This is a genomic window from Rhizobium sp. SVR5-2C, assembly GCF_056755115.1.
This window is the reverse complement of the sequence record NZ_JBNDHT010000006.1, coordinates 18,425-44,316: the sequence shown is the minus strand read 5'-3', so window position 1 is coordinate 44,316 and position 25,892 is coordinate 18,425. Positions and strand designations below refer to the sequence as shown.

General features: G+C 60.4%; 28 protein-coding genes. 10 read left to right on the top strand and 18 right to left on the bottom strand.

The features are described from left to right. Positions 1-1,273: 1,273 nt before the first annotated feature. Positions 1,274-2,857, top strand: a complete 1,584-nt coding sequence (locus tag ACPYOI_RS03125) for a Na+/H+ antiporter (protein WP_481422532.1) — start codon at positions 1,274-1,276, stop codon at positions 2,855-2,857. Between the two features lie 94 nt (positions 2,858-2,951). Here the strand turns inward: ACPYOI_RS03125 and ACPYOI_RS03120 are convergent, their stop codons facing one another. Next, the gene (locus tag ACPYOI_RS03120) at positions 2,952-3,236 is read right to left on the bottom strand and encodes a hypothetical protein (RefSeq protein WP_481422531.1); all 285 of its coding nucleotides are present in this window, start codon (positions 3,234-3,236) and stop codon (positions 2,952-2,954) included. Between ACPYOI_RS03120 and ACPYOI_RS03115 the strand changes: the two genes are divergently transcribed. Both ACPYOI_RS03115 and ACPYOI_RS03110 read left to right on the top strand, forming a co-directional pair. Further along, a complete protein-coding gene (locus ACPYOI_RS03115; protein WP_481419860.1) occupies positions 3,145-3,363 on the top strand; it encodes a hypothetical protein in 219 nt (72 codons plus the stop codon). The genes ACPYOI_RS03120 and ACPYOI_RS03115 overlap by 92 nt on opposite strands. Positions 3,364-3,511: 148 nt before the next feature. After that, on the top strand, positions 3,512-3,724 hold the full coding sequence (locus ACPYOI_RS03110) for a hypothetical protein (RefSeq protein WP_481419853.1): 213 nt from the start codon (positions 3,512-3,514) through the stop codon (positions 3,722-3,724). A 10-nt stretch (positions 3,725-3,734) separates the two neighbouring features. On the opposite strand, the gene ACPYOI_RS03105 is transcribed toward ACPYOI_RS03110, so the two are convergent. From ACPYOI_RS03105 to ACPYOI_RS03080, 6 genes are all read right to left on the bottom strand, one after another. Further along, positions 3,735-3,884: a hypothetical protein gene (locus ACPYOI_RS03105; RefSeq protein WP_481419852.1), complete on the bottom strand. Its 150-nt coding sequence runs from the start codon at positions 3,882-3,884 to the stop codon at positions 3,735-3,737. A 73-nt stretch (positions 3,885-3,957) separates the two neighbouring features. After that, a complete protein-coding gene (locus ACPYOI_RS03100) occupies positions 3,958-4,251 on the bottom strand; it encodes a RodZ family helix-turn-helix domain-containing protein (protein WP_481419859.1) in 294 nt (97 codons plus the stop codon). A 39-nt stretch (positions 4,252-4,290) separates the two neighbouring features. Beyond that, positions 4,291-5,532, bottom strand: a complete 1,242-nt coding sequence (locus tag ACPYOI_RS03095; RefSeq protein WP_481419851.1) for an O-antigen ligase family protein — start codon at positions 5,530-5,532, stop codon at positions 4,291-4,293. Further along, entirely contained in the window at positions 5,529-7,076 is a 1,548-nt protein-coding gene (locus ACPYOI_RS03090; protein WP_481419850.1) for an undecaprenyl-phosphate glucose phosphotransferase, read from the bottom strand. Before ACPYOI_RS03090 ends, ACPYOI_RS03095 begins: the two co-directional genes overlap by 4 nt. Positions 7,077-7,122: 46 nt before the next feature. Then, a complete protein-coding gene (locus ACPYOI_RS03085; protein WP_481422530.1) occupies positions 7,123-8,304 on the bottom strand; it encodes a glycosyltransferase family 4 protein in 1,182 nt (393 codons plus the stop codon). Between the two features lie 6 nt (positions 8,305-8,310). Further along, entirely contained in the window at positions 8,311-8,886 is a 576-nt protein-coding gene (locus ACPYOI_RS03080; protein ID WP_481422529.1) for a polysaccharide biosynthesis/export family protein, read from the bottom strand. Positions 8,887-9,077: 191 nt separating this feature from the next. Here ACPYOI_RS03080 and ACPYOI_RS03075 point away from each other — a divergent pair, with 191 nt between their 5' ends. Further along, positions 9,078-11,231, top strand: coding sequence for a GumC family protein (locus ACPYOI_RS03075; RefSeq protein WP_481418370.1), 2,154 nt, complete (start codon positions 9,078-9,080; stop codon positions 11,229-11,231). 15 nt (positions 11,232-11,246) lie between these two features. On the opposite strand, the gene ACPYOI_RS03070 is transcribed toward ACPYOI_RS03075, so the two are convergent. Then, positions 11,247-12,338, bottom strand: a complete 1,092-nt coding sequence (locus ACPYOI_RS03070; protein WP_481418369.1) for an acyltransferase family protein — start codon at positions 12,336-12,338, stop codon at positions 11,247-11,249. Between the two features lie 146 nt (positions 12,339-12,484). Between ACPYOI_RS03070 and ACPYOI_RS03065 the strand changes: the two genes are divergently transcribed. Then, complete coding sequence (locus tag ACPYOI_RS03065; protein ID WP_481418368.1) at positions 12,485-13,411, top strand: alpha/beta hydrolase; 927 nt, start codon at positions 12,485-12,487, stop codon at positions 13,409-13,411. A gap of 7 nt (positions 13,412-13,418) precedes the next feature. Here the strand turns inward: ACPYOI_RS03065 and ACPYOI_RS03060 are convergent, their stop codons facing one another. After that, a complete protein-coding gene (locus ACPYOI_RS03060) occupies positions 13,419-14,657 on the bottom strand; it encodes a GNAT family N-acetyltransferase (RefSeq protein ID WP_481418367.1) in 1,239 nt (412 codons plus the stop codon). 122 nt (positions 14,658-14,779) lie between these two features. Next, positions 14,780-14,989, bottom strand: coding sequence for a DUF2842 domain-containing protein (locus tag ACPYOI_RS03055; RefSeq protein WP_168829161.1), 210 nt, complete (start codon positions 14,987-14,989; stop codon positions 14,780-14,782). A 112-nt stretch (positions 14,990-15,101) separates the two neighbouring features. Between ACPYOI_RS03055 and ACPYOI_RS03050 the strand changes: the two genes are divergently transcribed. Next, positions 15,102-16,205 carry a COX15/CtaA family protein gene (locus tag ACPYOI_RS03050; RefSeq protein WP_481418366.1) on the top strand — a complete coding sequence of 368 codons (1,104 nt, stop codon included), beginning with the start codon at positions 15,102-15,104 and terminating at the stop codon, positions 16,203-16,205. A 65-nt stretch (positions 16,206-16,270) separates the two neighbouring features. Further along, positions 16,271-17,155 carry an aminoglycoside phosphotransferase family protein gene (locus ACPYOI_RS03045; protein WP_481422528.1) on the top strand — a complete coding sequence of 295 codons (885 nt, stop codon included), beginning with the start codon at positions 16,271-16,273 and terminating at the stop codon, positions 17,153-17,155. Between the two features lie 14 nt (positions 17,156-17,169). On the opposite strand, the gene ACPYOI_RS03040 is transcribed toward ACPYOI_RS03045, so the two are convergent. The 5 genes from ACPYOI_RS03040 to ACPYOI_RS03020 form a co-directional block, all read right to left on the bottom strand. Beyond that, on the bottom strand, positions 17,170-17,934 hold the full coding sequence (locus ACPYOI_RS03040) for a bestrophin-like domain (protein WP_481418364.1): 765 nt from the start codon (positions 17,932-17,934) through the stop codon (positions 17,170-17,172). 198 nt (positions 17,935-18,132) lie between these two features. After that, positions 18,133-19,056, bottom strand: a complete 924-nt coding sequence (gene argC, locus ACPYOI_RS03035) for an N-acetyl-gamma-glutamyl-phosphate reductase (RefSeq protein WP_481418363.1) — start codon at positions 19,054-19,056, stop codon at positions 18,133-18,135. Positions 19,057-19,134: 78 nt separating this feature from the next. After that, entirely contained in the window at positions 19,135-20,088 is a 954-nt protein-coding gene (speB, locus tag ACPYOI_RS03030; RefSeq protein WP_481418362.1) for an agmatinase, read from the bottom strand. Positions 20,089-20,197: 109 nt separating this feature from the next. Next, positions 20,198-20,500 carry a putative quinol monooxygenase gene (locus tag ACPYOI_RS03025; protein WP_481418361.1) on the bottom strand — a complete coding sequence of 101 codons (303 nt, stop codon included), beginning with the start codon at positions 20,498-20,500 and terminating at the stop codon, positions 20,198-20,200. 94 nt (positions 20,501-20,594) lie between these two features. Then, on the bottom strand, positions 20,595-21,386 hold the full coding sequence (locus tag ACPYOI_RS03020) for a phenylalanine 4-monooxygenase (RefSeq protein WP_481418360.1): 792 nt from the start codon (positions 21,384-21,386) through the stop codon (positions 20,595-20,597). 151 nt (positions 21,387-21,537) lie between these two features. Between ACPYOI_RS03020 and ACPYOI_RS03015 the strand changes: the two genes are divergently transcribed. Together ACPYOI_RS03015 and ACPYOI_RS03010 are read left to right on the top strand one after the other, a co-directional pair. Continuing rightward, a complete protein-coding gene (locus tag ACPYOI_RS03015; RefSeq protein WP_481418359.1) occupies positions 21,538-21,999 on the top strand; it encodes an Lrp/AsnC family transcriptional regulator in 462 nt (153 codons plus the stop codon). Between the two features lie 134 nt (positions 22,000-22,133). Next, positions 22,134-22,511, top strand: a complete 378-nt coding sequence (locus ACPYOI_RS03010) for a VOC family protein (RefSeq protein WP_168829170.1) — start codon at positions 22,134-22,136, stop codon at positions 22,509-22,511. A gap of 115 nt (positions 22,512-22,626) precedes the next feature. Here the strand turns inward: ACPYOI_RS03010 and rpsI are convergent, their stop codons facing one another. Further along, complete coding sequence (gene rpsI, locus ACPYOI_RS03005) at positions 22,627-23,097, bottom strand: 30S ribosomal protein S9 (RefSeq protein ID WP_481418358.1); 471 nt, start codon at positions 23,095-23,097, stop codon at positions 22,627-22,629. 2 nt (positions 23,098-23,099) lie between these two features. Further along, positions 23,100-23,564 (bottom strand): 50S ribosomal protein L13, encoded by a 465-nt coding sequence (gene rplM / locus ACPYOI_RS03000; RefSeq protein ID WP_168829172.1) that lies wholly within the window; start codon positions 23,562-23,564, stop codon positions 23,100-23,102. 367 nt (positions 23,565-23,931) lie between these two features. Between rplM and ACPYOI_RS02995 the strand changes: the two genes are divergently transcribed. After that, entirely contained in the window at positions 23,932-24,765 is an 834-nt protein-coding gene (locus ACPYOI_RS02995; RefSeq protein ID WP_481418357.1) for an enoyl-CoA hydratase, read from the top strand. Here ACPYOI_RS02995 and ACPYOI_RS02990 read toward each other — a convergent pair whose 3' ends face one another. Continuing rightward, positions 24,766-25,602, bottom strand: a complete 837-nt coding sequence (locus ACPYOI_RS02990) for an EamA family transporter (protein WP_481422527.1) — start codon at positions 25,600-25,602, stop codon at positions 24,766-24,768. Positions 25,603-25,892: the final 290 nt, after the last annotated feature.

Sequence of the window (25,892 nt, the reverse complement as noted above, 5' to 3'; positions counted from 1 at the left end):
TCCGTTCCGGGCGGAGCGGATTGAAGTATCGAAGCACCCCTAAAAATTATAGGAAATCGGGCCAAACTGTGACGCTAGCGCAGGATCGGACTTTGGTCTGACATGGATTTCGCCTGCGTATTCAGCCTCAGCCGGCATGATCTGGAGCGTGATTAAGGGAGAGAAGTAGCCCTCAAGGCCTACCATTCCGGCCGGCTGGGCGATTGGATCAAGGTCGGACACCGGCTTCTCAGACGGCAGCGCCTACGGCTTCAGCGCGCCAGTAGAGGCAGCACCCCAGTCTTCCGCTCGGTTTCAGAAACGAGAACCGGCCATTCCCAACCACTGCTGAAGTCGATAGCGATTCCGGCCCGTTCGCCTAGCTGTCTCTGGGTAAGGCCCAGCATTACGCGCGCAGCTTTCAACAGAGGCGCGGGAATCATAACGCCAAAGCCCACAGGTGGCGGAGACCCGGCCTAGGGTCCTGGGAGGGTTTTTGCCGGGTCTCCTTTTGCCGCACTGGGGTGCATGCGGCCCCATACTGTTGATCGAGCCCGGTCGATTCGAGCCATTGCAATGAACCGGTAAGGATAACAGCCGGTTAATATCCACCGGACGCGTTTCGATACGGCACGCGGAACTGGGTATCGGGGGCAGCAAAGACGCTGCCGGCGTTGCAGCATCCTCTCGAAATGGCTCGTAACCTGACGAAGCAACGTCGTTGCCAGTCTAAACAGCCGCACGATTGCCGCCTTTTCGGGCGGCTATTTCTTTGAGGCACGCGTGATATTCACAGCTCCTGCACCGTTCGCGTCGTGCCGCTGCGCCTTAGGCAAAAGCGAGAACGGGTGCGGAGACGATGACCAAGGCCAGAATCGAGGCGGCTGTCAGCTTAATTTTGCGCATGCGACGGGTACGCACGCCGGTCCAGTCATAGACCATAGTCGAAGATCCTCATGATCGTGGGGCGCCGGCCGGAAACGATTCTCCAGACCTAAGTTCACGCCACCTGTTGCAAGCGCTTCTATCGCCTCACTCGCTTGCCTGAAGCTTTCGATAACAATCCGGATCACCCACCATGCCGGTCCTCGACCCGCAAACGAATCCGCACGCTCTCCTGCCAAGGTGTTGCGTCTTCGCGAAGGACGCCGGGGGCGCGGCGGCGGTTTGATGACCGCTCTCTCACGGCAGCTTTTTTCTCATGATGAGGCAGCAACGCTGTGGAACCATTGCATTTCGATTGGCTACGCCTTTTGATGCGAACCATCGCAATGAACCGGCACCGGGGGCGAGCATGGAGGGCATTCACCTATTCGAGCTGGTGATCGCGATGTTTCTTGCGATCATCGCGCTTCATTATGCCGCTCACAAGCTCGCGCTCCCACCGTCCGTCGCGCTGCTCGCCGGCGGCGCGCTGCTTGCCTTCCTGCCGGGCGTGCCAGCGATCACTGTCGATCCCGGCCTCGTGCTCGTCATCTTCCTTCCGCCGCTGCTGCTGGACGGCGCCTGGTCCATCGCCGTCGCCCGTTTGCAACGCCATATGATCGGTATCGCCTCGCTTGCCGTCGGCGCGGTGTTCTTCACCTGCGCTGCGGTGGCAGTCGTGACCCATCTCCTCTTTCCGTCGCTTCCCTGGGCTGCCTGCGCGGCACTTGGCGCGATCGTATCGCCACCGGACGCCGTTTCCGCCCGCGCCGTTCTGGAGCGGGTGAGACTCCCTCGGCGGCTTCGGATTCTGCTTGAAGGCGAGAGCCTTCTCAACGATGCGAGCGGCCTGGTGCTCTTTCGTTTCGCTGTTGCGGCCGCCGCAACCGGAGCCTTCAGCACGATCGAGGCGGTTGGAAACTTCTTCCTGCTGGGGCTCGGCGGTGCCGTCGTCGGGGTTGTCGTTGGGACCGCATGGGTCAAATTCGTTCGGCGCCTTGGCGATGAATACCTCATCATCGCCGCGACGACGCTGTTGGCCTGGATTTCCTATATGCTTGGAGAGCTGCTTCACGTTTCAGGTGTCATCGCCACCGTCACGACAGGCCTGATTGCGACCTGGCACCAGCACACCGTGCTTTCGGCCGCAACGCGCATGCGAGGCTCGTCGTTCTGGACTGTGGTGATCTTCCTGATGGAAGCTTCGGTCTTCATATTGATCGGCTTGTCCTTGAGGGGCATCGTCGAGCGCGGTGGCGGCTTTGGCACGGTGGTCGCGACGATGGTGCTGCCGATATTGGTAATCCTCCTTACGCTGGTGGCCGCGCGCTTCGCCTGGGTGTTTGGATCCGATCTTGTCATCAAACTGTGCAACGCATTGGGCGCGGAACGAGCCCAGCCGCTTGGAGTTGGCGGCGCTACCGTCCTAAGCTGGGCGGGTGTCCGCGGCGTGGTCACGCTCGCACTAGCCCTGAGCTTGCCCGAGGACTTCCCTGGCCGCGACTTCATTCTGGTGACTTCGTTCGCCGTCATCATCGGAACGGTGCTCGTGCAGGGCACAACGCTGGGGCGGGTGATCAGTTGGGCAAGGCTCACCGATCCGGAGTCGGAAAAAGCACGCCTCACCATGAGTCAGGCAGAAGCCGCCATGGCTCAGGCGCAACTGGTTACCGTCCAAAGCCTGGCATACGACGCGGAGGGAAATCTCATTCACCCTCGTCTGCTGGAGCAATATCAGCGCAGGGCCACCGCGATTATCGACTATGCCGAGCGCACGGAACAGTACGTGCCCGTGCTACACGCTCATTTCGATGTCGTTCTCAGGGCGGTGGCGACTGGACGCCGGGAACTCATTCGTCTTCACCGAGCCGGTGATATTGATGACGAGACGCTGCAGGAGTTGGAACGGGATCTCGATCTCGAGGAACTAAGTGCGATTTCTGCAAAGTCGTGAAGAGGCAAACGCTGATCTCACGAGAGAAGAAGTTGAGAGACCTGCCGCGTCGATGCGGGCCTCCAGTGGAGGACGACGCTATCCGCATATCTGCTCAGTCGTGACTGTCGACCACGTCCCGTCGCCTGACCAGTTTGAGGCTCCTGTCCGGCTGGATAATGTATGTCTCCTCGACCCATCGGCCGGTCGGGTCGATAAACGTATGGGGAAGAACGGAGCCGGGCGGCGATTTGGTCAATTTCGCCGCTGGCTGACCCCCATATGTGATACTTCCCCGGATTGGCTCGATGCCTTCGGAAGTGCTGGTGCAGCCGGATAGCGCGAGGGCAACGACCAAAATCATCCTTGAAATTTTCACCATTGGCGACCTTTTGAGCATTTGTCACGGGCGGCGGCCAGCTCTTTTCGAGAGTCCCGCAGCACGAAAGTTGACGGCTCTCTACGACTATGCGGCGAAGCATAAGCTTAATTACCGCGCGAAAAAAGCCGACAAAGAAGGCCCATAAAACGCGCCGCTACTCCCGATTTTTCTGGAAGAATCGTGCCAGTTGCCAAGCTGCAGGCCGGCGCGCATACTATCACCATCGTCGGCTATGGATGGGCGGCCGGTGATTGAAGCGGTTGTGCTTTCGCCCTAATGGAAAGTGCGCCCCAATGCTCGATACACGAATTCATCCCCTTGATCTGCCGCTGTTTTCAAGCGATCTGGATGTGATTTCCAGAGTGCTTGACGCTGTCTGTGCGGAAAGAGGGCTGAGCCGCAACACGCCAGAGGCCGAACGCCTCGGCGCGGTGATTATCCAGCTCTACCGCCAGGGCGCAAAGGACGGCGCGAAACTCACCGCCCTTGCACAGGCGTATCTCTAGGCTCCGCCTATCACTTTTCCTCGACCGAAATGCCATGCTCCCCGATGCGGAGCTCGACGCCATCGGGCTTGCGTTCCTCGTGGATAATATAGGCGCCCAAGCCGATGACGATGACGACCAGGGCGCCGATGACGAAATAGAGGCCATTGCTGCGGGTCAAGACAAATCCCCCAACCGTTGACGGTGCGGAGAAAACGCCAGCAGGCTCACTCGGGTTCCGCGCGTTGCAGTTGTCAGCCGTCGTTGGAGGCGTTGAGAAATTCGGGACGGATGCCGTCATCGCTTTCCGAGCGCGCCCGAAGACGCACGCCGGGACCGCCTTCGTCCTGGCCGCCGCTTGAGATGAAGATTACGCCAGCTGCTTCCAGCGCGTGTTTGGCCGCGAGAAAAGCGCGGGGCTCGCCCACTCCATCGCCGTCTTCAAGCGCTTCAATGATATCCGGCGCGAGGCCGGATGCGGCTGCGAGTTCATTGATGCTCATTCCGGTCATGGCGCGTGCGCCACGTATCTGAATTCCTGTGATCATGTTTGAGAGTGTAGCGCTCATCTCGCCATTCTCAAGTGCTTAGCGGCTTGAGCGAGCCAAATCGCACTGGTGCTTATGTTCGAGTGCGGCGCATCCCCAGACGATGCCGAAGAGCAGATAGACATGCCGCCAATGGTCAAGATCGATGACATTGCCGATCGCGGCGTGCCCGATGAGGCAGATCCAGGCGACCATCAGGTAGGGCTGCCAAGGCCGCTCCTTGAGGAGGTTCTTGAAGCCGAGGTAGAGCGTCCAGATGAACATCGACACATAGCTGACGAAACCAAGCCAGCCATAGGTCGTCAGCGACTTCAGCCAGATATTGTGTTCGTCTTCCGGAAATATCGTGCCGAACACCATCGGCCCGATGCCGAGCGGCCTTTCCATCATCATCTGGAAGCCGATGCGGTGACGGTCGAAACGTCCGAGGTACTCGCCGTCATATTGCTGGACGAGTTGTGCCCGGGTGCTGAAGAGGTCGCTGACCTTCGGAAACTGCAGCGCGATGACGAGGGCCGCCACCATCAGCAAGATCGCCGACAAGGAAAGGATGAGGATGCGCAACCGAAAGGCGCCGCTTCTCTCTTTCAGGAGCATCAGGAAGATGAGCAGCACGACTCCGAGCAGGAAGAGGCCCCAGGCGGCACGCGAAAACGACAGGAATACGCCGAGCGCAAGGATCAGCAATGCGCCGGCGCGAAGCAGCGAGGTTTTCAGGTCGCGTGTCAGAATGCCGTGAACGAGATAGAGCGACGGCGCGACGAGGAACGGGCCGAAGACGTTCGGATCCTGAAACGCGCCCTTCGCACGGTCGTAGAGCGTAAAGACTTCCGCGCCGGGAAAGGCATGGAAATAGCCGAGAATACCGAGTGACGAGGTGATGAGGGCGGCAAAGACCCAGGCATTGAGGATGAGCGCCAGCCTCCTGGCGCTGTCTTCGATGATTGCGGCGTAGAAGACCGAAGTCAGCGCAAGGAACGTCGAGACGGCGATGTACATCGGACCGCCGGTCATGTCCTTCATCTGCGTCAGCGAAAGCATGCCGCCGACATTGAAGGTCAAGAGCAGCGTTAGCAGGATTGCGGTGTAGCGCGAAATACGAAGGCCGAGAATGAACCAGATTCCGACCAGCCCGGCCATCCAGAGCTCGTAGGGCGCGGGCTCGTCGATCACGAAGCCGGAGAGGAAGACGCCGAAGGCGACCATCGCCGAGCCGATAAGGCGCAACGTCGCGCGCTGCGGCTGGGCGACGCGGGAATATGTCGCCTCGATCGCGCTCAATAGGCGTTTTCCGTGTTGAGCAGCCGGATCGGTGTCAGGAACAAGATCTTGAGGTCGAACCAGAGCGACCAGTTTTCGATATAGTAGAGGTCGTAGGCAGTGCGGAACTTGATCTTGTCGTCATTGTCGATCTCGCCGCGCCAGCCGTTGATCTGCGCCCAGCCGGTCACGCCGGGCTTCACGCGGTGGCGTGCGAAATAACCTTCCACAATGTCGCCCCAGGCGCGATCCTTCGTCTGCGCCAGGACCGCGTGCGGCCGGGGGCCGACGAGCGAAAGATCGCCCTTCAGTACGTTGAACAACTGCGGCAGCTCATCGATCGATGATTTGCGGATGATACGGCCGACCGGCGTCACGCGTGGGTCGCCTTTGGTCACCACCGTCTTGGCATTGTAGTCGCTCATGTTGGTGTACATGGAGCGGAACTTGAAGACGTTGATGACCTCGTTGTTGAAGCCATGGCGCTTCTGCATGAAGAAGACCGGCCCCTTGGAGGTCAGCTTGATGGCGATTGCGGTGACAACCATCACCGGCCATAACAGGAGAAGTGCCAGCGTCGCAAAGACCAGGTCGAAGCCGCGCTTGGCCACTGAGTCCCAGTCGCGGATCGGCTTCCTGAAGATGTCGAGCATCGGCACGGAGCCGATGTGAGAATAGGCACGCGGCCGGAACCGCAGGCGGTTCGCATGCGCTGCAAGACGGATATCGACCGGCAGGACCCAGAGCTTCTTGAGGAGCTGCAGAATACGGTCTTCGGCGCTGAGCGGCAGCGAGATGATCAGCATGTCGATCCGGGTCAGCCGCACGAATTCAACCAGCTCGGCAACCGTGCCCAACTTCGGATAGCCGGCGACCATGACCGGCGAGCGCTTTTCCCCGCGATCGTCGAAGATGCCGCAAATGCGGATGTCGTTATCCGCCTGCAATTCGAGCATGCGGATCAGATCCTTGGCAGGTTCGCCGCCGCCGACGATCACGGCACGGCGTTCCATGATACCGTTGCGCGCCCAGCTTCGAATCCCTTGGGCGGCGAGGAAGCGCGAGCCAAGCAGGAAGAGGGCGGCAAGCAGGAACCAGAGGAGATGCAGGTTCAACTGAGCCCAGGGGAGATCGCGAAAGAACCAGAAAATCACTTCCATTCCGGCAAAGGCAGCCGTCCACGCGCCGAAGATGCGTGGCAGCAGCCGCACGCGGGTCCTGAGCGCCGGGATGGAATAGGTATCCGCAAGTTGCAGCGCCAGGACGCCCAGCGCGGCGGCGGCGGCGGCCATACCGGCACGGGCGGCAAGGGTTTCGCTGCCGTCTCCCGGCCAGATCAGGAAGGCGGCGAGTCCGATTAAGAATTGCGAGACGAATTCGAACAGCCGAAGCTGGCCGATGACGATAGCCGGTGAATGCGTACCTTCGCGGAACTGTTCGGCAATCTGCCGGGCGTAAGGATTGATCTCGCCCGGGGCTTCCCGCTCGTCGGCAGGCTTCATCTCGGAGAGCCGCTTGCGCAGCGCTTCCACGTCGAACTGATCGTTTCTCTCTGCTTTGGTCATAGGGCTTCGGCCGCTCGTTGTCCCAAACGGCATTAGCAGAAAGGCCCTAAGAAAGATTTACGGACGCCTCATAGCTTTCGGAGGCTGGCGATCTCCCGACGAGCTGATAGTACAGTTTCAGGACATCCTTTGCCATGATCGAGGCGGAAAAGGTGGACTTTACCGACTCGGTCGAAGGCATGGCCGCGTCATGCCAGCCGGGCGTCGTCAGTGCTTCGGCCATCGCGCGGGCAAGGTCATCCGCATCATTGGGCGTAACGAGCGCAGGACTGTTCTTTCCCAAGGCCTCCGGAATGCCGCCAACGCGGCTCGCGATGATCGTCTTTCCGGCCCCGAGCCCTTCAAGGACGATATAGGGCATGGCTTCGGCACGGGACGGCACCACAAGGTTCCGTGACATCGCGAAGGCTTCCTGCACCCTCATCGGCGGCAGCATGCCGATGCGCTTGCCGAGCCCGCGTTCAACCATCATGTCACGGTATCTTTCGCGGTCCGGTCCGTCGCCGATCATCAGCGCGGAGAGCGGGCGGCCGATCAACCGCTCGGTCTTCGCAAACGCGTCCACAAACAGATCGGGACCCTTGAGGTCCCGAAGCATGCCGACATAGATGAAGTGCACGGCGTCTGATCGGGTGGGAATGATCTGGAATTCCCGCTCCCCGATCCCGTTGTAGATCAGCCGCGTCTTTGTTCTGGGACGGCCGACCTTCTTGGCATAAGTGTCACGCTCGTATTCGCAGATGAAGATGAGGGCATCGGTGAAATATTCCTGCAGCCGCTCCATCCGGAGCACGAACTGTCCGCCGAACGACGAGCGGGAATAATGCAGGCTTCCGCCATGCGCAGTATAGAGGCGGGCAACGCGATACCTGTTTACCCGCAAGGCTGAGCCGACAAGGCGCGCAAGCACGCCGCCTTTGGCGCCGTGCCCGTGCAGCACATCCGGCCGCAAACTTTTGATGTTCTTGTAAGTTTCCCATATGACGCCGATATCCGAGAGCGCGATGGAGCGCCGGATCGGCATACGCGTCAGGCCGAGCGAGAGGTAGGGACGGATATCGTCGAAAAGGCGATCCTCATGCTCGCCGCCTGTGGAGCTGTCGCAGAGAATGCCGACCTCGTGGCCGGCCCTGCTGTGCTCCTCCACCAGGTCGCGGACATGGCGGAATATTCCGCCGACCGGGGACCTGAAGCAATGGAGGATGCGGAGCGGTTTCTGTTCTGCCATCAGCGATCAGAACAGCCGTTCACGGACATAGATCGTGTCGCCGGCAATGATCGAGGACGAAATGTTGACGCGCCCGGTCAGCACCTGGCCGTTGATCTTGCGCGTGACATCGACCATGCGCTGATTGGCGCGCGCGGTGAAGCCACCGGCAACGGCGATCGCGTTCTGCACGGTCATGCCCGGCACATAGGAATACTGGCCCGGCTGATCGACTTCGCCCATGATGAAGACCGAGCGATAGCGGTCGACGTCGATCGTCACGTCGGGATCGCGCAGGTAACCCTGTTTCAGCTTCTGGGCGATCTGGCCGGACAGCTGCTGCAGCGTGCGTCCGCGCGCAGGCACTTGCCCGATCAGCGGGAAGGCGATGTAGCCAGCCTGATCGACCATGTAGGTGTTGGTCATGCTGGGCTGATCGAAAACCGTGATGCGCAGGCGGTCACCGCTGTCGAGCGAATAGGGCTGTATCGTGGCCTGATTGAAGGCTCTCGGTGCGGGCTGATAGGTGGTGCAGCCGCTCACCGCCGCAGTCATGGCGACAAGGCTCAGGGCCAGAAGCGTCTTGGGCTGGGCGAAAGGCATCCGCATAGGCTCACAGGAAATGAACTCGGTGCTGCCGTTATCAATCCGTTAGGGTTAATGCGCGGTAAAAACGCGCGTGATTTTTTGGATTCTGCCCGATCAGTCCGGGCTTGTTTGGGCCTGGCGACATTAACCGTTGGGTTACCGTAGTCGTTTACGCTTCGCACCGTGTTTGTTCTTGGAGTACGAGTATGTCCGGCGTAGCGGGTAATCAGGATGTGGACATCGACCTTGGCCAGCTTGTCCGCGCCGTTTGGGCGCGCCGGCTGAAGGTTGTCGCGATTACGCTGATCGGGGCAGGGGTTGCCTTTGCGGGCGCCAAGATGATCTCGCCGCAGTACCGCGGCGAGACGCGTCTGCTGATCGAACCACGCGCACCGGCTTTCGCCAACACCACGCAATCGAACGACGGCAACGCCGGACCACTGCTCGACGAGCTGAATATCGCCAGCCAGGTGCAGCTTCTGCAGTCGGCCGATCTCATCAAGAAGGTCATCAATAGCGAGAAGCTGTACGACCTGCCTGAGTTTGATGATGCCGCCAACGGCTCTGCGCTGACCGACATTCTCGTCGCGCTGCATATCAAGAAGAACCCGCTCGAAAACCCGCCCGAGGAACGTGTGATCGATGCGTTCACGGAGCGCCTCCAGGTTTTTCAGGTTCCCGGTTCGCGCGTCATCGGCATCGCCTTCGCGTCGAAGGACCCGAAGCTCGCCGCCCGCATTCCGAACGCCATGGCGAGCGCCTATCTCGCCACGCAGAGCGGCGCGAAGCTCGATACGAATTCCGAAGCCACCCGTTGGCTGGAACCGGAGATCGAAAGCCTGCGCCAGAAAGTGAATGATGCCGAACAGAAGGTCGCCGAATACCGGGCCAAGCACGGCCTCCTGCCGACCAATGGCGGCAGCAATTTTCCGACCCAGCAACTGAACGATATTTCCGCCGAGCTTACGCGTGTTCGCGGCGAAAAGGCGAATGCGGAGGCGCGCGCCCAGGCCGTCCGCAATGCTCTCTCCTCGGGCGAGGCTTCGGATACGCTGCCGGACATCATGTCTTCGCAGTCCATGCAGCGGCTTAAGGCAACTGAATCCGGTCTCCAGTCTCAGATTTCCGATCTCAGCACGACGCTGCTCAACAATCATCCGAGGCTGAAAAGCCTGCGCGCCCAGCTTGCCGACATCAAGACGCAGATCCACCAGGAAACGCAGAAAATTCTGGCCAGCATTGAGAACGAAGCGAAAGTCGCCGATCTTCGCGCTACCGAGCTCGAGCGCCAGTCCGGCACGCTGCAGGCAAACAGCGCCCAGGCGGGCGAGGACGAGGTCGGCCTGAATGCCCTGCAGCGCGAGGCAAACGCCCAGCGCCAACTGCTCGAAACCTATCTCGTACGCTATCGCGAAGCCGCATCCCGCGCCGACAAAAATTCGAGCCCGGCCGATGCCCGCATCGTCTCCCGCGCCATCGAGCCCGTCGATCCCTATTTCCCGAAGGTCGTGCCGATCGTGATCGTCGTCGCCGTCGCGACGCTGCTCATGAGCTCGATCGTCATCATGCTCGCCGAGCTTTTCAGTGGTCGCGCTTTGCGCCCGGTCGAGGGCGGCGTCATGCCGGCTGCGCGAATCGAGGACGAAGAGCAGGCCGTCGCCGCACCGAAAGCCAAGCGCGATGTCGCCCCCAGCATGCTGTCAGCACCCGTCGAGGAGGAGCCGGAGGAAGACGCGCCTGCAGAGCAGGCTGCGCCGCCCGAGGAAGAAAACGAGTTTTCGATCGGATCGGTCGCGGAATACCTGATCGGCAGCCGCGCCCCGCTCGCCATTGCCATATCACCGACCGGTGACGATGGCTCTGCCGCAACCGTTTCGCTTGCCCGGAGCCTTGCCGATGCCGGCCAGCGCGTGGTTCTCGTGGACATGACCGGATCCGGCTATCCGACCGAGCTGATGGCTGAAGATCAGGATGCGCCCGGCGTCACCGATCTGTTGTGCGGCACTGCCGCTTTCGGCGATACGATCCATGGTGACCGTTACACCGATGCCCATCTGATCCCGCAGGGCACCAGCGACGTCCGCAAGGCGATGCGCGGTGCAGACCGGCTTTCCCTGCTTCTCGATGCTCTGGTTTCCGCCTACGATCTCGTCATCGTCGAATGCGGCGCGGCCGACGTTGCCGGCGTCTCGCGTCTGACACGCAGGAAGGATGTCGAAATCATCCTTTCGATGCCGGAAGTGATCGAAGAGGAGTTCGTCTCGGCGATGACGGCCTTCGAGAAGGCCGGCTATGAGCGCGTCGTGCTGATGTCGGGCGGCGAGACGGTGATGGAAGACCTGTCGCGCCACGCGGCCTAGTTGGATCTGTCGCCTCTAGTTCGATCGCAACTGCGGCTCGCGCAGCAACATGAGCGGCCTTTTGACGACGCGTTCCGCAGACGTGACGAAGCAGGAAATCAGCAGCACGCAAGCGATCGAGGCACAGAACAGCAGGCTCATCGATGCCGGGGAAACGGGCGGTAGTACCGTGGCCAACGACTGCACGATCGAGCCGCCGAAGGTGTAGTGATTAAGGTATAGGGCGTAGCTCAAGCTCCCGAGATATCGGACCGTTTTCCGCTGCAGGTCGCTGAACTGGACTTCGAATCTGTCTGAATGGGTGATGCACAGCACCATGAGGCCGACAGCCGTCAGCCAGAGCAGGGCGGCTGCCGTGCCGGTCCCCCACAAGAAAACCCTGCCAACGAAAATTTCGACAAGGCACATGGAACCCGCGAGAAGGGTTAGGCCGTTTTCAGTCACGGAGCGACTGCCGCGGAGCCTGAGCCACAGAAACATTCCCAGCGCGAAGAATACGCCATAGCGCAGGAGAAAAACCTTCGAAGGAAAGCGCGAAAGGGCCGCAAACAGCTCCTTGTCGAGCAGAAATGCCACCGACCAGACCACGAGATAGAGCGTGCTTATGGCGCAGAGGATTTTTGCGAGGCTTTCCAGGGAAACGCGCGGCGCAAAGACGATCGTAATCCCCACCATGAGATAGAAGACCGCTTCGACGACGAGGGACCACACGACGCCGTCGATGTAAGGCCCGATTGGCGAAAGAACCGAAGAGCGGATGAGCGGTGGGACCAGCGACCCAATCTCTTCGCCTGCAAACGCCAATGCCGCAAATGCGATCAGGCTGGAAATCCACAGGGCCGGCAAAATTCGGACAGCCCGCAAGTGCATGAAACGCAAGGCGCCTGCCAAGCTGCGTGCGCCCTCAGCACTCATGGAGATCACGAAGCCCGAAATCACGAAAAAGATTTCCACACCGACATCGCCGACCCCATCGAAGCACCAGAGGAACGGGAAGACGCGCCCGCTCGCTTCAGGCAGGTCGAATGTCGCGAAATGGTACAGTAGAACCAAGGCGGCAGCATAAATTCTGACTAGATCTATCACATAATAATGTGTTTTCTTCATGCTTCAGACCGTCATCGCTCCAGAATAGTAGTAGAAAGAATATCTATTTGAATTGATTGGAGGTGAGTTTATATTCATGCTGACACTATGTTGTCTATGAAATATTTTTTGCCATCATGCAGATGGCAAGATGCGAGATATATAGCGTGTTTTCTAGATTAAGTGGACGCATTGCCGTGGTGCTGGCACTGGCCGGGCTCGTGTCCTTCTGGCTGGCGCCGGGATGGCACGTTCTTCTCGCGTCGTCCGACGCCAATCGCAGAGACGTTAAGGACATCGCCTATGGAGCTGATCCCAGCAATCGAATGGATCTCTATAAGCCACCCGGCGAGGGACCGTTTCCGGCAATCATCTATGTCCACGGCGGCGGGTGGTGGAACGGCGACAAGAAGTTTCTCACCGACGATACAATAGATTACATGGTGTCGAAGGGAGCCGCGGTCGTCGCTATCAACTATCGCAATCTGATCGCGGCAAAACGCGACGGGATATTCCCGCCTGTGCTGGCCCCGCTCGATGACACCAGATCCGCCTACCAATATCTCCTGAAGAACGGAAGGAGCATGGGTATCGACAACACACGGCTTGCCGTATGGGGCGATTCAGCGGGCGGATTCAATGCACTTTGGCTCGCCTTGTCGGTCGAGAAGGAGCACCCTTCACCGATCAAGGCTGTGGGCGGGATCGATGCGCAAACGACGATCGATCCCTTTGAAATGCGCGATTGGGTCAGTCCGTCGATCGACTACGGCGGACATGCCTTTGGCCTGCCGGAGGCTGATTTTCAGTCATTTCTGGCGCAACGGAGCAAGTTCCTCGATGCCATCATGGCGCTGTCGCCGTCACATTTGGTGGGCGCGGACTCGCCTCCAATCGTGCTTTTGTATTCCAAAGAACTGCAGGATCAGTCAACCGATCACATGTCGCTCGTTCACAGTCCGAAATTCGGGGCTGGATTTGAGAAGGTCGCCAAAGAAAACGGGCAGGCGATAACCCTTCTCGATGGTGCAGCACGCATTCCGGCGCGCTATGACGACTTCTTTGATTTCCTGATTGACCATGTCACGAAATAAGAGCGCCCTAGCTCCCGAACTTTGCCCTTAGGCGTTGAGCGAATTTATAGAGGCCGGGCCGCGCCTTGATATAGGCCTTGCTGCGTGTCACCGCGCGGTGCGCCAAGCCTGCGATGCTTCCGATCCGCGAGATCGGCAGCACCACGTCATGGTGATCCGTCTCCACCGGTGCCCAGGAGCGCTTGTAGATCTGATCGCCGAGGCCGAAGTCGAAAAGCGCGACGCCCTTCCCATGCAGGCCGGAGATCATCTGCCAATAGAGGAATTCCCCCGGGCTTGCCTCCGCCGCCAGACGCTCGTCGATCGAGCTGAACTGGCAGATCACATGATCTCCCTTGCGCGAGATGCCGGAGAGCGCCGCGATATGTCCTTCGTTCTCGCCCTTCAGGCGAAGCGCGTGCATCTGGAGCCCGAAGCCGCCGCCGTCGCGAACATCGATCAGACCGTGGAGGAACGCGCGCGTTTCCGTATCAGCGAAGACGTCCGGCTGCCCGAATGCCTTGAAGCGTTCGGCTTTTTGCGCAAAGAACCGGTCGAGAAAGGCGTGCTGTTCGCTGGACGACCCGCCGTCGGTATAGTCGAAGCCGCCGAGGGCCTCGAGCCGTTTCGACTGGACGCGAAATTTCTTTCGGCGGCTCTTGGCATTCAATTGCTTGAGCGTTGTCTCGAAGTTTTCAAGCAGCGGCAGCTGATAGGCATGGTTCTGGTTCTGCACCATGGGCAGAAGGCCGAGCGGATTCTTCCGGCCGCGCCATTTCAGCGGGATGTTCTGCAAAAGCAGCAGATCGGCCTTTCCACGAAGCGCCTGTCGAAGGCTCTCGGCAAAGCGGCGCGGATCGAGAACGTCCATGCCGGCTAGAAACCGTGTCGAAAAAAGCCCGGTATTGATGTTGCTGTGATCGGCGCCGATGAATCTCGCGATCCGCACGCCGTGGGAATGTTCGATTTCGGCAGGGAGGATGAAGGCCGTTTCGCCATGGCAGCTTCCGCGCAGGATCGCGAGCGGCCGCCGGTAGGCGCTGACCCATGCATTGCACCAGTCATAGCCTTGATGGAGTGACACCAGATTGTCGCGCTCCAATGCGCGCCAATCCTTTTCCAGCTGAGCCATTGTGTCGAAGGCTACGACCTCGAGTTCGGCGATCGCCAGCTTGGCGCTCGCCGATAGGAGGCTCGAAATGCTCGCATCGGTTCGCGCCGCTTCGTCAGGCACCTGTTGATAGGTATCGAGCTTTTGCGTCTGCACGCGTCTTCTCCGGTCAAGATGGCTTGGCCGGAAGCCTAACGGACGAGCGGCTTCATTTGGCTTAAACGGAAGTGGTGAGAGCGGTTTTTCCGCGGATCACGGTTATTCCGGCGTTAACGCCTTCATTTCGCCTTCGGGCCGGCCATCCATTTGATGATCAGCATGGCCGGCAGAACCCAGAGCAGGCCGGTGAGCAAGAAGTAGAGAAATTGGGCCCAGGACGGCGCGTCCGCGAGCGTTACCACCGCGATCGTGTTCGCCAGCAGCGCATAAAGCAGCACGAGGACGACGATGAGGATCGTACCGATGAGTTTGCGCAGGCGGATGGGCATGATTTATGTTCCGGATGGCTGAATGGCCAGCGCGACCGCATGCCGCAAAGGCTCGGGGCTTGTTTTGCATGAGCCGGTGGGGCAAATCAACTGCCGGAAAGAAGGAGCAGTCATGACCGTCGCGAACTTGACCACGGAACAGGCGATCTTGAGCAAGGTCCGCAAGCAGGACCGGAACCGCCGCGGGCTGCGCCTCTGGCTTGGCTTCGTGCTGCTCGCACTCTTCTGTCTTGTGCTCGTCGGCGGCGCGACGCGTCTTACCAATTCCGGCCTCTCGATCACGGAATGGCAGCCGATCCACGGCGTCATTCCGCCGCTGAGCGCCGCCGAATGGCAGGAGGAATTCGAGCTCTACCAGCGCATCCCGCAATTCCAGCAGCTGAACAGCGATATGACGGTCGACGAGTTCAAATCGATTTTCTGGTGGGAATGGGCGCATCGTTTGCTGGCCCGCTCGATCGGCGTCGTCTTTGCCCTGCCGCTCATCTTCTTCTGGTTCACCGGCCGCATCGAGAAGCGGCTGCGCTGGCCGCTCGTCGGCGTTTTGGCGTTGGGCGGACTGCAGGGCTTCATCGGCTGGTGGATGGTGTCTTCCGGCCTCACCAAGCTGACCAGCGTCTCGCAATACCGTCTCGCCACGCATCTCGTCATGGCCTGCCTGATCTTTGCCTCCTGCATGTGGATCATGCGCGGCCTCTCTCCGCATTCCAACGACCCGGCGCCGACCAAAAGCTCGCACACCTGGGCCGGCGTGATTGCGATCTTCTCGCTCTTCCAGATCTATCTCGGCGCACTGGTCGCAGGCCTCGACGCAGGTTTTTCCTACAACACCTGGCCGCTGATGGACGGCGCGATCATTCCGTCGGATCTTTTCATCCAGCAGCCCGCCTGGATCAATTTGTTCGAAAATCCGAAGACCGTTCAGTTCATCCATCGCGTCGGCGCCTGCACGCTCCTTGCGCTCACCTTCATCAACATGGTGATCGCGCTTCGCTTTGCGCCTCAAACCACCCACGCCCGCCGCGCCGTCCTCCTCTTTGGGCTCGTGATGCTGCAAGCGGCGATCGGCATCGCGACACTTGTCATGCAGGTGCCGCTGGACCTGGCTCTTCTGCACCAGGCAGGCGCGTTGGTCGTCTTCGGTTTTGCGGTGGCCAACTGGCGCGGCTTCTATGGCGAATTTCCGCGCGAGACTGCGGTCGACCGTCGCGACTGAGACAGGCTTCAGGGTGGTGTAAGCGCGGCATCTCGACTAAACGTTGTTTCAGCCGAGGAAACGCCATGCTTGTCATCGACGACACACTCGTCGCGCGCCTGATCGCCGCCCAGTTTCCGCAATGGGCACATCTTCCGATCCGCCCCGTCGCGGACGGCGGCTGGGACAACCGCATCTTCCACCTTGGCGAGGCGATGACTGTTCGCCTGCCGAGCGCTGAACGTTACGCCGCGCAGGTCGAGAAGGAGCAGTATTGGCTGCCGCGGCTCGCCCCGCACCTGCCGCTTTCGATCCCGGTGCCGCTGGCGATGGGCGAGCCGGGAGAGGGCTATCCCTTCCGCTGGTCGGTCTATGCCTGGCGCAAGGGCGAGGCGGCGCTTCCGGAGCGGATTCGGGACCTTGCCGAGTTCGCTGGCGATCTCGGGCGCTTTCTGCTTGCCCTAAACTCAGTCGATCCGACCGGTGGGCCGCCTGCGGGACCGCATAATTTCTTCCGGGGCGGCGCGCTTGCGGTCTATGACGCGGAAACGCGCCGGGCGCTCGAAATGCTGGAGGGCCGCGTCGATACGGCTGCGGCAGAGGAAATCTGGGCGGCGGCGCTGTCCACCGAATGGGAACGTCCGCCCGTCTGGTTTCACGGCGATGTCGCCTACGGCAATCTTCTGGTCGACGAAGGACGGCTTAGCGCGGTCATCGATTTCGGCACATCCGGCATCGGCGATCCGGCCTGCGATCTGGTGATCGCCTGGACGATGTTCGAAGGCAGGAGCCGCGCGGCCTATCGTGACGTCCTGTCGCTCGATGCCAGCACCTGGGCACGCGGACGCGGCTGGGCACTCTGGAAGGCGCTGATCGTGGCCGCCGGCATGGTCGGGGGCAAGCCTAGAGATATCGAGAAGTCCTGGAGCATCATCGACGAGGTGATCGAGGACCATCGCCGCTACGCCTGACTACAGCTTTCACCTCAGGGATCCGGCCCGCTGATCTCCTCCTGCAATCGCTCGAAGGCGGTGGGAAACAGCGTCGCTGGCGGGCTGTAGGGGTTCGAGAAGGCGTAGATGAAGAACAGGATGATGCCAGTGAAGGCTCCGAAGATCGATAGCAGCAGCAGGTTGCGACCGTCGGGCTGGTAGGGGTAGTAGCCGATAGCGGTGAAGATCACGCCGGAGATTGCTGCAAACCAGAAGATCGGGCTGACGGAGTCGGTTCCGCTGTTTTCGCGCTGGTCGCGGGATTCCGAAATAAGGTGTATCTCCTCGAGCATGTGGCTGCGCAGGCTTTCCTGTTTCGCGTTGGCGGGCGTGAGTTCGAGAGCCGTCAGATAGACGATGTTCCATTGGTCCCAGGCGGCCGACGAAAGCTCTCCCGTGCGCGCGAGCTCGTTCCATTCCTCATTAATGACGATGCGGACATAGTCCGCCAGCGCCTTCTGGATCGGCGCCTGCGCCTGTGGGCCGTAGCGCTCCGCATCGTAATAGATGTCGCCGACGGCATTGCTTTCCACCGCGCTTTCGGACTTCAGCGCCTGATATTCCAGCATCTCCTGTGCGAAGACGAGTGCCAGGATGAGGGCATGAAGGCTCGCGATGCGCGTCGCGACGGAGCTTGCAAGCTCTCGGTCCCGGCCATCCGGATCGCCGCCCATGAGGAAACGCATGGCGAAATACGCCACGAGCACGACCGCCGTTGTTCCCCCGGTGAAAGCGATGCCGATCAAAACTGACGTCATGAATCTCCCTCGCGCGCAAAGTGTACGGCCTTCGCGGCAAGCGGGCAATCGGGTGGTTTCAGCGCAGCAGGCAGTCGCAGACCGGCATGCCGCAGATCGCGGATGCAGCGATCACGATGTAGCAAATCCTGCGGAAGGTCTTCTCTTTCGCAAGGTCGAACTGGCTTAAGCCGGAAGGGGCAAAAAATGCCCCAATCCTCACGCGCCCAGCATCAGGTCCATGTTCTGGACGGCCGCCCCGGAGGCCCCCTTGCCGAGATTGTCGTAGACGGCGACAAGAAGCGCCTGTGCCATATCGTCATTGGCAAAGACGTGCAGGCGCATGCGGTTGGTGTTGTTGTAGATCTCCGGGTTGAGCTCCGGTGTGCGCTCCGGCGCTTCGAAAGGAGCGACCTCCACGAAGCCCTTGGTACCGGCATAGTAGTCGGCGATTGCGGCATGCAGCTCGGCACCCTTCGGCACCTTCGGCAGGTGCGAGAGCTGCAGCGGTACGGTGACGACCATACCCTGAGCGAAATTGCCGACGACCGGCTGGAAGAAGGGCACGCGCGTGAGCTTGGCGTAGCGCTGCAGCTCCGGCAGATGCTTGTGCTTGAAGGTCAGGCCGTAGGGCATGTATTCCGCCGCGTCCTCGCCCTTGGCCACATAATCCTCGATCATCGTGCGGCCGCCGCCGCTATAACCGGTGATGCCGTTGACGGTAACCGGGAAATCGGCAGGGACGAGACCGGCCTCGACAAGCGGGCGCAGCGTGGCGATCGGCCCTTGCGGCCAGCAGCCCGGATTGGAGACGCGCTTGGCCGAGGCGATGATGCCGGCCTGTTCCTTGCTCATTTCCGGAAAGCCGTAGGCCCAGCCTTCGGCGACGCGGTGCGCCGTCGAGGCGTCGATCACCTTCGTCTGGTCGTTCTCGATCAGGCTGACGCTTTCCTTGGCGGCGTCGTCAGGCAGGCAGAGGATGGCGATATCGGCCTCGTTGAGCAGGGCGGCACGGACGGCCTTGTCCTTGCGGCTCTCGCTCGGGATCGACAGCAACTCAAGATCTCGGCGCTCAGCCAGACGCTCGCGGATCTGCAGACCCGTCGTTCCAGCCTCGCCATCGATGAAGATCTTTGCTGCCATGATAATCCTGCGCTTTCGATGAGTTCGAAGTTCTTCCGGCTTCAGTTTGCCATGAAGTTGAATCAGTTTGATAACGGCCTAGCGGGCCGCGGCGCGCCTCTCGGCGCGGAGGCCCAGCATATACATCGCGACCGTTGCTCCCGCAATGGCAGTGATATCCGCATGGTCGTAAGGCGGCGAGACCTCGACGACGTCCGCGCCGCGGATGTCGAGCTGCTGCAGCCGCTGCAGCACCGAAAGGATCTTGGCGCTCGACGGTCCGCCCGCAACCGGCGTGCCCGTACCCGGCGCATAGGCCGGATCGAGGCAGTCGATATCGAAGGTGAGATAGGATGGATGCCCCTGGGTGTGGGCGATGATTGTCGATGCGATCTCGGCGGCCCCCATCTCTTCGACCTCATGGCCGTAGAGAATCCGGATGCCGAAATCCTCCGGCGCATGAGTGCGGATGCCAATCTGGATCGAGTGGTCGGGATCGATGATGCCATCGCGGACGGCACGCGCCACGAAGGAGCCGTGGTCGATGCGTCTGTTGTCGTCGAGCCAGGTATCCTGATGCGCGTCGAACTGCACCAGCGCCAGTGGGCCGTGTCGGGCGGCATGCGCCTTCAGGATCGGCCATGTCACGTAGTGGTCGCCGCCGAGCGTCAGCATGAACGCACCGCTGTCGAGGATCGTCTTCGCCTGCCGCTCGATCGCCGCTGGCGTCTCCTGATGATTGCCGTAGTCGAGCAAACAGTCGCCATAGTCGATAACCGCCATCTCGGCAAAGAGGTCGCGGTTGAAGGGATATTGCGGATCGTTGTCGAAGATCGCCGAGGCGCGGCGGATCGCCTGGGGTCCGAAGCGCGTTCCCGGTCGGTTGGACGTTGCCGCATCGAAGGGAATACCCCATACGACAACGTCGGCGCCATTAAGATCCTTGGTGAACCGGCGCCGCATGAAGGATAGCGCTCCGGCAAAGGTTGGATCGCTGGCGGCGGAAGTCAGGCTGGTTGCCGTGAAGGCGTGGTCGATGGAGTTGCTCGCCAAGTTCTTGCCCCTCTTAACGGATTGTTCAACTGAGCGGATCGGACATGGACTACAAGAAAAGAGGAGAAGGAGAAAGGCCGGACGGAGCCGGCCTATCGTCTGGCGAGCGTCAATCGGGTAGTTTGTCCGCCAGAACCTCCGGGTTCTTGATCTGCGGTGGCGTTTCAAACAGTTCAGCGGCGCGCGCCATCAAGGCCGCCGCTACCTTGCCGTTCAAATGTGCCTGCCTGCCGGCCTCACTGTTGAAGGCGTCGAAAATGGCAAACGTGTTGTGATCGTAGCGCACGGCAAACCACGCGGTCGTTTCGGGTTCGTCCGCGACGAGCGCCTGGGCGCTCTTCAGAAAATCCGCGACTTCGTCTTCCTTGCCGGATCTGGCTTTCAGTTCGACATGCAGTGCGAGCTTGGTCATCCTTGCCTCCTCTGGCTTGCGCGTTCTAAGCGCCGGCGATCAAGCTAACATCAACTCGCGACCGAATTGAGCTGCTTTGAGACGCTAGCCGCGGTCACGACGCTTTGGCTTCGAACGCCGGCGGAAAATCGCCGAGCGCCTTCGCCTCGTTGATGGGTGCGCCGATATCCTCCTCGATGATCGATTCCAGCTGCGCGAAGCTATCGATGACGTAGTAGATCGGCTGCAGGATATCGATGCGATAGGGGGTTCTCAGCACCGTCATCAGGTCGAACGGACGGAATTCGCAGGCCTTGCCTTCCATCGCGGCGCGCGTTTCGTTTGGCGAGGAAACGATGCCGGCGCCGTAGCAGCGGCGGCCGTTCGGCGTGTTGATGAGGCCGAACTCGACGGTGAACCAGAAAATACGGAATAGGTGCCAGGAGTATTCCTTGCCGAGCCCAACGGCCTTCTCGCCGAAGCGGCGAACGAAATTTGCATAGCTCTGGTGGGTGAGCAGCGGGCAGTGGCCGAAGACCTCGTGGAAGATATCCGGCTCCTCGATGTAGTCGATGTGCTCGCGGCGGCGGATGAACGTCGCCAAGGGGAATTTGCCCTGCGACAGCAATTCATAGAAACGCGACGGCGGGATGAGCGCAGGCACGCCTTCCACACCGAACCCGGTCGTCTGGTTGAGGCGCCGGTTGATATCGCCAAGCTGGGGAACCTTGCCCGGTTTCAATCCGAGCATCTTCACGCCGTCCAGATATTCCTGGCAGGCCTTGTCGGCGAGCAGCGTCATCTGGCGCTGATAGAGCTCGCTCCAGATCCGGTCTTCTTCTTCCGTGTAATGGTAGATGCCCTCCGCATCCGGCAGGTTCGCCGTATAGGTACTTTCCTTGGGCATGAGCGGCCTCCCGTCCTTACGTCCGATGAGCCGGGGTGTTCCAGCCGCCGGCTGCGAGATCACCATTATATCCACGAAAATCCGGGTAAACATTTCGGGATTACCGGATTATGGTTAGAATATGGGAGAATAATCCGGGAGGGGGCCAAAGATGAAAGAAAGCTTGCAAGCTGCCCGCAAGCTCCTGCGACTCGTGCAGACCGGAGACGGTTCATCGCTCGCTGCGCTGGCGGAGAAGGCCGGCATGTCGCAAAGCACCGCCTGGCGCAAGATGCAGGAACTGGAGGCCGAGGGCGTCATCCGCAAGCGGGTTGCTCTGCTCGATCCGGCAAAACTCGACCTCAAGCTCTGCATCATCGCGCATGTGACGCTCGAGGACCATCACGAGGAGGCGATTGAAGCCTTTGCCAGCGTCGTGCGGGACCGGCCGGAGATCATGGAGTGCTATGCGCTGTCGGGAACCTTCGACTACATGTTAAAGATTAGAGCGCGCGACGTCGAAGCCTACGAGATTTTCATGACCCGCCACCTCATGCGCAATCCGCATGTCCGCAACGTGGTTTCCAGCTTTGTCCTGCGCGAACTGAAGTCGACGACCGAGTTGCCGATCTAACAAGCGTTGCAGCGATCTACCGGTTTGCTGACTTGAGGCTCCCCGTCATAAGCTTTAGCGTGCTGCTTGGCGCTTGCGAAGCGTCGGCCGTTGGCTATGTTCATTTCCGCAGCGGGCAACAAGAGGAGTGCTTCATGTTCGATCATGTGTCGATTGGCGTCAAAGACCTCGAACGGGCGCGGAAATTCTACGATGCCGCTCTGACCGCGCTGGGTTATGAGCGTCTGTCTAATTTTGACGGCACGGTTGGCTATGGCGAGGACAGGGCACGCTTTTGGGTGAGCGAGGTGGAAAGACCGGTTCCGGCGGATCGAGGATCCGGCCTGCACTTCTGCTTCGTCGCTCCGAGCAAAGCGGCGGTCGACGCCTTTCATGCTGCGAGCCTGGCAAATGGCGGCGAGGACAACGGGCAGCCGGGAATTCGGCCCGATTACGGGCAGTTCTACTATGCTGCCTTCATCATCGACCCGGACGGCTACCGGCTCGAGGCCTATTTCAATATGGGGGAGTGACGGCGCAATCGGGCGCCATGACGGCGCTGCTGCCGCTCCAGATTTCAAAGAGACATGATCAACGAAAAAGGCCGGGCAAAACCCGGCCTTTTCCAAATCCGTATTTCCGAAGCGCTTAACGCTTGGAGAACTGGAACGAACGGCGGGCCTTGGCCTTACCGTACTTCTTACGCTCGACGACGCGGCTGTCGCGGGTCAGGAAGCCGCCCTTCTTCAGCACCGAGCGTAGGCCCGGTTCGAAGTAGGTGAGGGCCTTCGAGAGACCGTGGCGAACGGCACCGGCCTGGCCGGAAAGTCCGCCGCCAGCAACCGTTGCAACGATGTCGAACTGGCCGTCACGGGCAGCAGCGACGATCGGCTGGCGCAGGATCATCTGCAGGACCGGACGGGCGAAATATGCCGTGAAGTCCTTGCCGTTGATGATGATCTTGCCGGAGCCGGCCTTCACCCAAACGCGGGCGACGGCGTCCTTGCGCTTGCCGGTCGCATAGGAACGGCCAAGCGAATCGACCTTGCGGACGTGAGCCGGAGCAGCTGCTGCTTCGGTCGCCGTGCCGAGATCCTTCAGGGAGGAGAGGTCAGCCATTCTTAGGCGCTCCTTACGTTCTTCTTGTTCAGCTTGGAGACGTCGAGGACGGTCGGCTGCTGTGCTTCGTGGGGATGGTTGGAACCGGCATAGACGCGGAGGTTTTTCATCTGGCGGCGGCCGAGCGGGCCACGCGGAACCATGCGCTCAACGGCCTTCTCGAGGACGCGCTCCGGGAAGCGGCCTTCGATGATCTGGCGCGCGGTGCGCTCCTTGATGCCGCCGGCATAACCGGTGTGCCAGTAGTAGACCTTGTCTTCGTACTTCTTGCCGGTGAAAACGACCTTGTCGGCATTGATGACGATAACATTGTCGCCGTCGTCAACGTGAGGCGTGAAGGTTGCCTTGTGCTTGCCGCGCAGACGCATAGCGATGACGGAAGCAAGACGGCCAACGACGAGCCCTTCGGCGTCGATGATGACCCACTTCTTCTCCACCTCTGCAGGCTTCTGGGAGAAAGTTGCCATAGTAGTTACTCTCTTTTGGATCCCTTGTGCCCGAAGGCGAAGGGCGTTTCTTGTTGCTTGGTTTGCCGAACCCGGAGGCGCGGCAAAAAAGAAAGCAGCCGGAAAGGGCTGCGTTCTGGCGCGGGGTATAAAGGCAAAGCCCTCTTCGGTCAATATTGCCGATTTGGATGACTTGAAAAATTATCTATTAGAATCAATGCGTTATTTGTGAGGTAATATGGTACCGTAAGTTTGTGCTTATTGGGAGGCCATGACTTGTCCAAATTCCTCTGAAGCGTCGATAGCTGGCGCATCGCTTCGCCTCGAATTTGCCGGTAGCCTATGGCAGAATTGATGGCACGAAAATCGCAATGTGAGGAATTGGTCCATGGCCGAAGTCGTATCCTTCCGGAAAGATCCAAACAAGGCAGGGGAGGGTGCGCTCGTGCTTCGGCAGCTCGGCGACGGGATATTGCGGCTCACGCTCAACAATCCGCCGGTCAACGTCCTTTCGGTTGCGGTCCTGGAAACGCTGATGGGCGAACTCCAGGGCGCCGCAGGAGACCCGAATGTTCGAGTGGTGGTTGTCGCTTCGACCGGCAATGTCTTCTCGGCGGGGCACGACCTGGCGGAACTGACGGCCCATCGCGCCGATGCGGATGGCGGCGTGGCATTTTTCGAGGAAACCTTCGCGCTCGCCGCCGATCTGATGCTGGAAATCACGCGCCTGCCGAAGCCGGTGATCGCGGAGATCGACGGTCTGGCGACGGCGGCCGGCTGCCAGCTGGTCGCGTCCTGCGATCTGGCGATCTGCACCGACACCTCGACCTTCTGCACGCCGGGCGCCAATATCGGGCTTTTCTGCTCGACGCCGGCCGTGGCCGTCTCGCGCGCCGCGCACCGCAAGCAGGCCATGGAAATGCTGCTGACCGCCGAGACGATCGACGCTTCGACGGCCAAGGATTTCGGCCTCGTCAACCGAATCGTGCCCAAGCAGTATCTGACGCAGGTCGTGACGAAATATGCCTCGGTGATTGCCTCGAAATCCCCGGCGGCGCTGAGGATCGGCAAGGAGGCTTTCTACCGCCAGCTCGAAATGCCGGTCGACGAAGCCTATGGCTATGCGGCTGAGGTCATGGTGGAGAATATGCTCAACGCCGATGCGATCGAAGGCATCGGTGCTTTTCTCGGCAAGCGCTTACCGGAATGGAAGGGTGAGTAGTTACGCCAGCTTCAGGGCCAGTCCGCCGAGCGCGATGACCAAGCCAGCGACGTAGCGCCAGGGGCTTGCCTTTTCCTTCAGCACCAGCACGGAAATGACGAGGGCAAAGAGGATCGAGGTCTCGCGCAGGGCCGCAACCGTCGCGACCGGGGCTTTCGTCATGGCCCAGAGCGCCAGGCCATACGAGGCGATCGAGCCGGAGCCGCCGATGAGGCCGCGCCACCAGTTGAAGCGGACATGGGTTGCGACGGCGATGATGCCGCGGCGCGAGATTGCCCATGCGAAGAGTAGCACCGGCGGCGGCAGCGACATCCAGAGCGTATAGGAAATCGCATTGCCGGACAGGCGCGCGCCGATGCCGTCCACATAGGTATAAGTCGCGATGACGCAGGCGTTGACGAGTGCGAGCATGATGGCGTGTCTGCTGCCGCGCCGCGCCTCAAAAGCAAGTGTCAGAATGCCGGCGCAGATCGTCATGGTGCCGATGAGCGCGCCGCCCGAAAGCTTCTCGTCCAGCACAAAGCCGCTGGTCGCGACGATGAGAAGCGGCGCGCAGCCGCGCATCAGCGGATAGACCAGGCCGATATCTCCCGCCCGATAGGCTGCCGCGACCAGCTGAAAATAGGCAAATTGCAGGACAGCCGACGCCCCTATGAAGGGCCAGGCTGAAGGCTGCGGCAAAGGCAGGAAGGGCAGGAACGGCAGCGCCGCCACGGCACCGCCGGCCGAAACGAGCGCCGCATCGAGTGATTTGTTCGTCCCCGCCTTGATGATTGCGTTCCATGTCGCGTGAAGAAACGCGCCGAAGAGGACAAGCAGGATGACGTCGAGGGGCACGATGGAGACCGGGATGGGTGGCAGGCAGTGAGCGGGTATGAACCGTGTCGGCCGGAAAATCAATCTTGCAAGAAGTATTTACAACCGTAGGCTGGCCTCGAGGCCAAAATGGCAGATCAGACACTCAGTTCGCGCAGTGTCCTGGCTGTAAAATTGGCTTTCAGAGGGCGCTCGACATACGTTCATTTCGAATTTCTTCTTTCAACTATGAGATGTTACTAATGGACGCTAGAACAAAAGATGAACAAAAGGAGGACGAAAGAGGTTTTGTGAAAAAAGTATGACTAATG